The following is a 10546-nucleotide window of genomic DNA, read 5'->3' as shown; positions in this document are numbered from 1 at the left end:
ATCGCCTTGCCCTGTGCCGCGAGGTCACGGATGACCGCGTAGATCTCGTACTTCGCGCCCACGTCGATGCCGCGGGTCGGTTCGTCGAGGATGAGGATGTCGGGGTCGGCGAACAGCCACTTGGACAGCACGACTTTCTGCTGGTTGCCGCCCGACAGGTTCACGGTGACCTGCTCGATCGACGACGACTTGATCGCCAGCCGCTTGCGGTAGTCCTGCGCGACTTCGGCCTCGCGCGCCTGGTCGACGATTCCGTTGCGCGAGATCGCCGGCAGGTCGGCCAGCGGCACGTTGCGGCGGATGGTCTCGTCCAGCACGAGGCCGAAGGTCTTTCGATCCTCGGTCGCGTAGGCGAGGCCCGCGTCGATGGCGCGGCGCACGGTCGACAGGTCCGCGGGCGCGCCGTTGATCGACACGCTGCCGCTGATGTCGCGGCCGTAAGAGCGGCCGAAGAGGCTCATGGCCAGCTCGGTCCGGCCGGCGCCCATCAGCCCGGCGATGCCCAGCACCTCGCCCCGGCGGACGTGAAAGCTGACGCGGTCGACGACGCGGCGTTCGGAATGCAGCGGGTGATGCACGGTCCAGTCGCGGACCTCCATCGCGATCTCGCCCGGCCGCCCGTCGCCCTTGGGCGGATAGCGGTCCTCGAGCGCGCGACCGACCATGTTGCGAACGATGTCGTTCTCGTCCACGCCGTCGGCACAGTTCATGCGGGCGACGGTGGCGCCATCGCGCAGCACAGTGATCGTGTCGGCGACCTTCGAGACCTCGTTAAGCTTGTGCGAGATCAGGATCGAGGTCAGGCCCTTCTTGCGGAAATCCAGCAGCAGATCCAGCAGCTTGGCGCTGTCGGTCTCGTTGAGCGACGACGTCGGCTCGTCCAGGATCAGCAGGCGCACGTTCTTCGACAGCGCCTTGGCGATCTCGACCAGCTGCTGCTTGCCGAGGCCGAGGTCGTCTAGGATCGTCTCGGGGTGTTCGTGAAGGCCCACGCGGGCCAGCAGTTCGGCGGCGCGGGCGTAGGTCGCGCGCCAGTCGATGATGCCGCGCGTGGCGCGTTCGTTGCCCAGGAAGATGTTCTCGGCCACCGACAGCAGCGGGATCAGCGCCAGTTCCTGGTGGATGATGATGATGCCCACGTCCTCGCTGTCGCGGATCGAGCGGAAGGCGCGGGGCTTGCCGTCGTAGACGATCTCGCCGTCGTAGGACCCGTGCGGGTAGACGCCCGAAAGCACCTTCATCAGGGTGGACTTGCCGGCGCCGTTCTCGCCGACGAGCGCGTGAATCTCGCCCTCGGCCACGGACAGCGTCACGTCGTCGAGCGCCTTCACACCGGGAAATTCCTTGGTGATCCCGCGCATTTCAAGAATGGCTGACATCTGGGGGCTCGCGCGTTCGGAATGCGCCCGCCGGACAATGCCCGGCGGGCCAGTCTGACCGGTGGAAGCGACCGGTCGGGGGAGGTCAGATCACTCGATCTCGCTCTTGTCGTAGTAGCCGCTCTCGACCAGCCGCTCTTCCCAGTTGTCGGCGGTCACCGGCAGGGGCTCGAGCAGGTAGGACGGCACGACCTTGACGCCGTTGTCGTAGGTCTCGGTGTCGTTGATTTCGGGTTCGCCGCCCTGCAGCAGCGCGTCGACCATGCCGACGGTGACGCGGGCCAGTTCGCGTGTGTCCTTGAAGATCGTCGAGTACTGGTCGCCGCGCAGGATCGCCTTGACCGACGGGATCTCGGCGTCCTGGCCGGTCACGATCGGCATCTGCATGTCGCCCGAGCCGTAGCCGACGCCCTGCAGCGACGAGATGATGCCGATGGACAGGCCGTCATAGGGCGACAGCACGCCGTGGACCTGCTGCCCGGTGTAGTTCGCCGACAGCAGGTTATCCATCCGCGCCTGCGCGACCGAGCCGTCCCAGCGCAGCGTGCCGACCGTGTCCATGCCCTGCTGGCCGGACTGGATGACGATGTCGCCCGAGTCGATCAGCGGCTGCAGGACCGACATCGCGCCGTCGTAGAAGAAGTAGGCGTTGTTGTCGTCCGGGCTGCCGCCGAACAGCTCGACGTTCCAGGGCTTCTGGTCGGGGAAGCGTTCCTCGAGGCCAGCCACCAGCGTCTCGGCCTGCTGCACGCCGACCTTGAAGTTGTCGAAGGTCGCGTAATAGTCGACGTCGCCGCTGTCGCGGATCAGGCGGTCGTAGGCGACGACCGGAATGTCGGCCGCGGCCGCGTTGGCCAGCGCGCTGGTCAGCGTGGTGCCGTCGATCGCCGCGATCACCAGCGCGTCGACGCCCTTGGTGATCATGTTCTCGATCTGCGCCAGCTGGTTCGGGATGTCGTCCTCGGCGTATTGCAGGTCGGTGGTATAGCCCGCTTCCTCGAACTGCTTGACCATGTTGTTGCCGTCGTCGATCCAGCGGGCCGACGACTTGGTCGGCATCGCGATGCCGATATAGCCCTGGTCCTGCGCGAAGGCGGGGCCTGCCACGATGAGCGCAAGAGCGGTCGCGCCGAGGGCGCGTTTGGTGATTGCCATCTGAATTCCTCCCATTGTCCGCATCCCGCCCCTCCGCGGTTTGTCGGACCTCACTTCGTTCCCCGTTTGCCGGGGATGCGTGAGGGCACTCTGCGCCCGGTTCCTATAGCATTCAAATTCCGAATGCCGTAAACGTTATGCAGAAATTGGTATAACGAGGCAGCATGCCCGAACCGGTGTCCTTCTCCGATCCGTCGCTGTCGGTGGCGCGCGACACGCTGATCCGCCGGGGCCTGCGCCTGTCGCAACTGCGCCTTCTGGTGGCGCTGCGCGACACGGGCCAGGTCTCGGGCGCCGCGGCACAGGTGGGCATGACGCAGCCGGCCGCCTCTCGCCTGCTGGCCGAACTGGAACGGACGGTCGAGGCGCGGCTCTACGACCGACACGCCCGCGGCGTCACGCTGACCACCGCCGGCCACACGCTGGCCGACCGCGCGGAGGCGATGCTGCACGGGCTCGACGACGCGCATCACCAGATCGCCGCGCTGAGCAGCGGCGCGCGCGGCACCGTGCGGATCGGCAGCGTCACCGGCCCCGCGGTCGAGCTGGTCCTGCCGGTCATCCGCGAGCTGCGCGTGACCTACCCGGACATCGAGCTTTCGGTGCATATCGACACCAGCGACAAGCTGTCCGACGCGCTGACGGCCGGGGACCTGGACTTCTTCATAGGCCGGGTCCCCGAAGGCATGGACCCGCACGCGATCACGCTGGAAGAGGTCGGCCCCGAACCCGTCTCGCTGGTCGTGCGGTTGGAACATCCGCTGTCACGCAAGGCGCAGCCCGCCATCGCGGACTGCCTGGCCTACGACTGGGTGATGCAGCCCAAGAACGGCCTGCTGCGTCGAACGGCCGAGGCCTACCTGTTGCGCAACGGGTACACGCTGCCCGAGCGTATCCTCAGCACGTCGTCCATGCTGCTGACGCTGGCTATCATCTGCGAGACCAACGCGATCGCGCCCATCGCGCGGTCGGCGGCGAACTTCTACGCGGGCGCCGAAGCGTTCGGCGGCCGCATCCGCCAGCTGAACGTGGCCGAGGATCTCAGCGTCGTTCCGTACTCGCTGATTTACCTGCGATCGGTCGAGGCCTCGCCGGCGGTGACTCGGGTGCTGACCCTGATCCGCCGCAAGATAAACGAAAAGACCATCGAGGGCGCGTTCGGCGCCTGACGCCCGACCGATCCGCGCCGTTATCTCTGCCGCGGCCCGGAACAGAGTTAGCGATCAGGTGGTTGGCCATTATAACGCCGTTTTAAACGACCATCGCTCCCCGGAGGACGAATGCACCATGAGACGACAAGGCACGCGCGGGCCGACGGCATCTCCGTGCTCGTCGTCGAGGACGAGTTCCTGATCGCCATGGACGTCGTCATGATGCTCGAGCAGCACGGCTTCGCCGTGTTCGGCTCGGCCGCGTCGGTCCCCGCGGCGCTTGACCTGCTCGACACCGGGCGGCCTGACGTGGCGATGCTCGACATGAACCTGCGGGGCGAACTGGTCACCCCGGTGGCCGAACGGCTGCGCGAACTCGACATCCCGTTCGTGCTGGCCTCGGCTTACCAGTCGACGGATTTCGACGGCTGCGGCAGCCTCGAAGGGGCCGAGAACATCGGCAAGCCGATCGCCGAAGCCCGCCTCGTCGACGCGCTGCGCCGGGCCGCGCGAGCCTCCTGACGCAGGCAGGCGTACGGCGCAGGACCGCTGCGCGCGGCTTTAGGGCCGCGTTGCAAGGCTATGATACCAAACCGGAATGTGTCCGCTCACGCCGCCGGCGCGACGGCTTCTGGCGCAGGCTGGTGGCGCCCATTTGCCCCCGCGCCTTGACCTCGGGTTCCAGAACCGGTCTCAATCGGCACAGGGGCAATTGTCAGCAACGACACAATCTGAGGGAGACAACCGATGACCCGACCGATCCTTGGGGCCGCGCTGGCGGCAGCAACCGCGCTGGGCGCGGCAGGCACCGCTTCCGCGCAGGACGCGGAAGAGACGTTCATCAGCATCGGCACCGGCGGCGTGACCGGCGTCTACTATCCGACCGGCGGCGCGATCTGCCGTCTCGTCAACCGCGGCCGCGCCGACCACGGCATCCGCTGCGGCGTCGAATCGACCGGTGGCTCGGTGTTCAACATCAACGCCATCCGCAACGGAGAGCTCGAGTTCGGCGTGGCGCAGTCCGACTGGCAGTACCACGCCTACAACGGCACTTCGCGCTTCGAAGAGCAGGGCGCGTTCGAGGAACTGCGCTCGGTCTTCTCGGTCCACCCCGAGCCGTTCACCGTGGTGGCGCGCGCCGATGCCGGAATCGAGACCTTCGAGGATCTCAAGGGCAAGCGCGTGAACGTCGGCAACCCCGGCTCGGGTCAGCGCGGCACCATGGAGGTGCTGATGAACGAGATGGGCTGGACCATGGACGACTTCGCCGTCGCGTCCGAGCTTCAGGCCGCCGAGCAGAGCCAGGCGCTGTGCGACAACAACATCGACGCGATGGTCTACACCGTGGGTCACCCGTCGGGTTCGATTCAGGAGGCGACGACCGCCTGCGACAGCGTGTTGGTCGACGTGAGCAACGAGGCGACCGAGGCGCTGGTCGAGGCGAACCCGTTCTACCGCGTCGCGACCATCCCGGGCGGCATGTATCGGGGCAACGATGAGGACACGACGACCTTCGGCGTCGGCGCGACCTTCGTCACCTCGTCGGATGTGTCCGAGGACGTGGTCTACGAGGTGGTCAGCGCGGTGTTCGAGAATATCGACCAGTTCCGCAGCCTGCACCCGGCCTTCGCCAACCTGAACCCCGAGGAAATGGCCAATGATGGCCTGTCCGCGCCGCTGCACGCCGGTGCCGAGCGCTATTTCCGCGAAGCCGGCCTGATCGAGTGACCGGTCCGGGACGGACCTTAGGGCCGTCCCGCACGACCAGGCCCGGGGCCGCGCGACGGCCCCGGGCGCACCGGAACGAATGACAGGGCGGCGATCGTCGAGCCACGCGACGACCCGCACCGCCGCGCAGGGGGATGCCGGGGATGAACGATCGAAACGAGGCCGACCGATCCGGCCGCCAGTTCTCGGACGAGGATCTTCAGGATCTCGTCTCGTCCAACGACAGCGGGGCGCGCAACCCGTCCGCGCGGTCGGTGGCGCTGCTGATCGCGGGGCTGGCGCTGGCGTGGTCGCTGTTCCAGCTGTGGATCGCGCAGCCCCAGCTGTGGTTCGCCGAGTACCTGCCGGCGCTCAACTCGTCCCAGACGCGGCCCATCCACCTGACCTTCGCCATGGTGCTGGCCTTCCTTGCCTACCCGGCGTTCAAGTCGTCCCCGCGCGAGCGCATTCCGCTGATCGACTGGGCGTTGGCCCTGATCGGCGGGTTCTGCGCCTTCTACGTCTTCATCGCCTCCGACACGCTTGCGATGACCGCGCGCTCGGGCCTGCCGACGCCGTTCCAGGTCTGGGTCGGCGCCATCGGCCTCTTGGTCCTGCTCGAGGCGTCGCGCCGCGCGTTGGGCCCCGCGCTGACCGTGGTGGGCACGGTGTTCCTGCTCTACGCCTACCTGGGCACCGGCTGGCTGATCCCCGAACTGATCGAGCACGAAGGCCTCAGCTTTTCCGGACTGATCAACGCGATGTGGCTCGACACGCAGGGCGTATTCGGCATTCCGCTCGGCGTCTCGACGCAGTTCGTGTTCCTCTTCGTGCTGTTCGGCTCTCTTCTCGACAAGGCGGGCGCGGGCAACTACTTCATCAAGCTGGCCTTCGCGGGCCTCGGCCACCTGCGCGGCGGGCCGGCCAAGGCGGCGGTCGTCGGTAGCGCGATGACCGGCCTGATCTCGGGCTCGTCGATCGCCAACGTGGTCACCACCGGCACCTTCACCATCCCGCTGATGAAGCGCGTGGGCTTCACCAGCGAGCAGGCGGGATCGGTCGAGGTCGCGTCCTCGGTCAACGGGCAGATCATGCCCCCGGTGATGGGCGCGGCGGCCTTCCTGATGGTCGAGTTCATCGGCATCAGCTACCTCGAGGTGATCAAGCACGCCTTCATCCCGGCGGTCATCAGCTACATTGCGCTCGTCTACATCGTGCATCTCGAGGCGCTGAAGAAGGACATGCCGGCGCTGGGCGAGGCCAAGAGCTTTCCGCTGATGATCCTGAAGTTCTTCGTGGGCTTCGCGGTGGCGGGAGCCGCGTTCACCGCGCTGATCTACGCGATGAACGCGCTTGAGGCGGCGGTGCCGTCGCTGGCCGCACCCGTCGCGATCGCGTGCCTGCTGGCAGTCTACGTCCTGTTGGTCGCCATCGCGGCTCGGCGCCCTGATCTCGAGGTGGACGACCCCAACGAGGCAGAGATCAAGCTGCCCACCGTGGCCGAGGTCTACGCGACGGGCCTGCATTACATCCTACCGATCGTGGTGCTGGTCTGGTTCCTGATGGTCGAGCGGCAAAGTCCCGCGAAATCAGCGTTCTACGCGACGTCCCTGATGCTTCTTATCATGGTCACGCAGCGACCGCTCAAGGCGCTGTTCCGGGGCGAGGCGGGCGCGATAGGGGCACAAACCGTCGGCGGCTTCATCGACCTGCTCGACGGCCTGATCGCCGGCGCGCGCAACATGATCGGCATCGGCGTCGCCACGGCGGCGGCGGGCATCATCGTCGCGACCGTCACCAAGACGCCCATCGGGACCGAGCTGGCCGGCCTGGTCGAGCAGTTGTCCTTCGGCATCCTGTTCCTCATGCTGGTGCTCGTGGGGCTGTTCTCGCTGATCCTCGGGATGGGGCTGCCGACCACGGCGAACTACATCGTCGTATCGTCGCTGATGGCGTCCGTGGTGGTCAGCCTCGGCGCACAAGAGGGCCTGATCGTGCCGCTGATCGCGGCGCACCTGTTCGTCTTCTACTTCGGCATCATGGCCGACGTCACGCCGCCCGTGGGCCTTGCCAGCTTTGCTGCCGCGGCGGTGTCGGGGGGCGACCCGATCAAGACCGGCTTCACCGCGTTCTTCTATTCGCTGCGGACCGTCGCGCTGCCGTTCCTGTTCATCTACAACCCGACGCTGATCCTCTACGGCGTCGATCTGGGCACCTGGGCGGGCATCGGGCAGGCGGTCTTCGTCTTCTTGATCGCCACCTTCGCGATGCTGCTCTTCGCGGCGGCGACGCAGGGCTACTTCCTGGCCCGCTCGCGGATCTACGAAAGCGCGGCGCTGCTGCTGGTCGCCTTCACCTTCTTCGTGCCGAACGTCTGGCTGGACATGGCGCAACCCCGGTTCGAGGACGTGCCTCCCTCGGCCTTCCAGGACGTGCTGGCCGAGGTGCCCGAGAACACGCGCCTGCGGCTGCGGATCGAGGGGCCGGACTTCAACACCGGCGAGATCGCCGAGACCACGCTGGTGATGTTCGCCGAGGGCGCCAGCGCGCAGGAGCGGATCGACAATTCGGGCCTGCTGCTGATCCCGGAGGGTGACACCGTCCGGCTGGACGAGCCGATGTTCGGCACGGCGGCGGCCGAGAAATTGGGCAACTTCGATTTCTACGCCGACGAGCCGGTCAGGCTGGGCCAGGTGCAGGTGCCGCGCGACCGGTTGCCGGCGCAGGTGTTCTACATCCCCGCGTTGCTGCTGCTGGGCCTCGTGATCGTGCTGCAGCGCCGCCGCCAGACCAAGCCGGCCTTCTGAGGAGCGTGACGATGTTCAAGACGATCCTTCTGCCCATCGACCTGTCTGCCGAAACCAGCTGGCAGGCGGCGCTGCCCGCCGCGCTGCGCCTGGGCGGCGACGACATCGTGCTGCACGTGGTGGCGGTGATGCCCGATTTCGGCATGTCCGTGGTCGGCAGCTTCTTTCGCGACGGGTTCGAATCGAGCGCCCTGCAGGAAATGGGCGAGCACCTGAAGACATGGGTCGAGACCCACGTCCCCAAGGAGGTCGCGGTGCATCCCCACGTCCTGCACGGCCGCATCTACGACGAGATCATCAAGGCCGCGCAGAAGCTGGACGTCGACGCGATCGTGCTGGCCTCGCACACGCCGGAGCTGTCGGATTACCTTCTGGGCCCGAACGCCGCGCGCGTGGTTCGTCACGCCCGGCAATCGGTCTTCGTGGTGCGCAGCTGATGGGCGGGCACGTCTTCGGCCGATCCTCGGCGCAGCCGCGCACCGCGCTGCGGGGCGAGGGATGCTATCTCTACGATGCGGACGGGCGTGCCTACCTCGACGGCTCGGGCGGGGCGGCGGTGTCGTGCCTGGGCCATTCCGACCCGGAGGTGCGCGCCGCGATGCACGCGCAGCTCGACACGCTCGCCTTCGCGCATACCGGGTTCTTCACGTCCGAGCCGGCCGAGGATCTGGCCGACCTGCTGGTCGCGAACGCGCCCGCCGGTATCGACCGCGTCTACCTGCTGTCGGGCGGCTCCGAGGCGGTAGAGGCGTCGATCAAGCTGGCGCGGCAGTATTTCCTGGAAATCGGCCAGCCCGGCCGCCACCGCGTCATCGCCCGGCGGCAAAGCTATCACGGCAACACGCTGGGCGCGCTGGCCGCCGGCGGCAACGCCTGGCGGCGCGAGAAATACGCCCCGCTGCTGGTCGAGACGAGCCACATCGCGCCCTGCTACGAATACCGCTTCCGCGAGGATGGCGAGAGCGCCGAGGCCTACGGTTTGCGTGCCGCGGACGAGCTCGAGGCCGAGATCGAGCGGCTTGGACCGGACAGCGTCATGGCCTTCATCGCCGAGCCCGTGGTGGGCGCCACGGCCGGCGCGGTGCCGGCGGTCGAGGGGTACTTCAAGCGCATCCGCGAGATCTGTGACCGCCACGGCGTGCTGCTGATCCTCGACGAGGTGATGTGCGGCATGGGCCGGACCGGCACGCTGTTCGCCTGCGAACAGGACGGCGTCGCCCCCGACATCGTGGCCATCGCGAAGGGGCTGGGCGCAGGCTACATGCCCATCGGCGCGATGCTGTGCAGTGCGGCGATTCATGACGCGATCGCGGCAGGATCGGGCAGCTTCCAGCACGGGCACACGTATCACGGCCATCCGCTTGCGGCCGCCGCCGGCGGTGCGGTGTTGCGCGCGATCCTGGGCCGCGACCTGCTGCCCCGCGTGCGCGAAAAGGGCGCCAGGCTGCAGGCGGCGCTGACCGAGCGGTTCGGCCAGCACGCCCATGTGGGCGACATCCGCGGCCGCGGCCTGTTCCGCGCCATCGAGGTCGTCGAGGATCGCGCGACCAAAGAGCCCTTCGATCCGGCCCGCAAGATCAACGCGCGGATCAAGGCCGCCGCCATGGATGAAGGACTGGTCTGCTATCCGGCCGGCGGCACGGTCGACGGGCGCAAGGGCGATCACGTGCTGCTGGCGCCGCCCTACATCATCGAGGACGCGCAGATCGACGAGTTGACGGACAAGCTCGGCCGGGCCCTGGACCGCGCGCTGGCCTGAAGGCGGAGACCGCTAGCCCCCGCGCCGCTTGGTGCGCAGGGTCGGGTCGGCCTGCGTCGGATCCTCGGGCCAGGGATGCTTCGGATAGCGCGCGCGCATGTCCTTGCGCACGTCGGCGTAAGAGCCGGCCCAGAACCCCGGCAGGTCCATCGTCACCTGGACGGGGCGCTGCGCGGGCGACAGCAGCGTGATCTTGAGCGGCCGGCCAGCGACCTTCGGGTGTGACGTCTGGCCGAACAGCTCCTGCAGGCGCAGCGCGATCTCGGGCTCGTCGCCGGAATAGTCGATGGGGATCTGCCGACCCAGCGGCGTGGTGAAGCCGGCGGGGACGGCTTCGTCCAGCGCCTGCCGCTGTGTGAAATCCAGCTGCGCCTGCAGCGCGGGCAGCAGGTCGAAGCGCTTCCACTGCTCGGCGGTGGTGACGCCGCCGAGGAAGGGCAGCAGCCAATCCTCGAGCGAGGTCATAAGCGCCGGTTCGGACAGGTCGGGCAGATCGGCGCCCCCGCCACGCGCCAACGCGACACGCGCCATGAAGCGCCTTGCCTTGTCGTCCGGCGCGAGGCCCAGCATCCGCACGCCGTCCAGCAT

9 protein-coding genes are annotated in these 10546 nt (G+C 67.8%); 6 read left to right on the top strand and 3 right to left on the bottom strand.

Annotation, left to right across the window (positions count from 1 at the left end):
• The coding region (locus ACFDTC_RS12025; protein ID WP_375259122.1) for an ATP-binding cassette domain-containing protein at positions 1-1379 on the bottom strand (1379 nt) is incomplete at its 3' end.
• 90 nt (positions 1380-1469) lie between these two features.
• Positions 1470-2534, bottom strand: a complete 1065-nt coding sequence (gene chvE / locus ACFDTC_RS12020) for a multiple monosaccharide ABC transporter substrate-binding protein (RefSeq protein ID WP_375259121.1) — start codon at positions 2532-2534, stop codon at positions 1470-1472.
• Positions 2535-2698: 164 nt separating this feature from the next.
• On the opposite strand from chvE, the gene ACFDTC_RS12015 reads away from it, so the two are divergent.
• From ACFDTC_RS12015 to ACFDTC_RS11990, 6 genes are all read left to right on the top strand, one after another.
• Positions 2699-3703 carry a LysR family transcriptional regulator gene (locus tag ACFDTC_RS12015; RefSeq protein ID WP_375259120.1) on the top strand — a complete coding sequence of 335 codons (1005 nt, stop codon included), beginning with the start codon at positions 2699-2701 and terminating at the stop codon, positions 3701-3703.
• Between the two features lie 111 nt (positions 3704-3814).
• A complete protein-coding gene (locus ACFDTC_RS12010) occupies positions 3815-4207 on the top strand; it encodes a response regulator (protein ID WP_375259119.1) in 393 nt (130 codons plus the stop codon).
• A gap of 225 nt (positions 4208-4432) precedes the next feature.
• The gene (locus tag ACFDTC_RS12005; protein ID WP_375259118.1) at positions 4433-5413 is read left to right on the top strand and encodes a TAXI family TRAP transporter solute-binding subunit; all 981 of its coding nucleotides are present in this window, start codon (positions 4433-4435) and stop codon (positions 5411-5413) included.
• Positions 5414-5556: 143 nt separating this feature from the next.
• Positions 5557-8199 carry a TRAP transporter permease gene (locus ACFDTC_RS12000; RefSeq protein WP_375259117.1) on the top strand — a complete coding sequence of 881 codons (2643 nt, stop codon included), beginning with the start codon at positions 5557-5559 and terminating at the stop codon, positions 8197-8199.
• 11 nt (positions 8200-8210) lie between these two features.
• Positions 8211-8636: a universal stress protein gene (locus ACFDTC_RS11995; protein ID WP_375259116.1), complete on the top strand. Its 426-nt coding sequence runs from the start codon at positions 8211-8213 to the stop codon at positions 8634-8636.
• Positions 8636-9958, top strand: a complete 1323-nt coding sequence (locus ACFDTC_RS11990) for an aspartate aminotransferase family protein (RefSeq protein WP_375259115.1) — start codon at positions 8636-8638, stop codon at positions 9956-9958. Before ACFDTC_RS11995 ends, ACFDTC_RS11990 begins: the two co-directional genes overlap by 1 nt.
• A 12-nt stretch (positions 9959-9970) precedes the next feature.
• On the opposite strand, the gene ACFDTC_RS11985 is transcribed toward ACFDTC_RS11990, so the two are convergent.
• The coding region (locus ACFDTC_RS11985; protein ID WP_375259114.1) for an ATP-dependent helicase C-terminal domain-containing protein at positions 9971-10546 on the bottom strand (576 nt) is incomplete at its 5' end.

This window comes from Citreimonas sp., from assembly GCF_042096055.1.
Lineage (GTDB): Bacteria > Pseudomonadota > Alphaproteobacteria > Rhodobacterales > Rhodobacteraceae > Citreimonas.
This window is presented reverse-complemented; position numbering and strand designations above follow the sequence as displayed.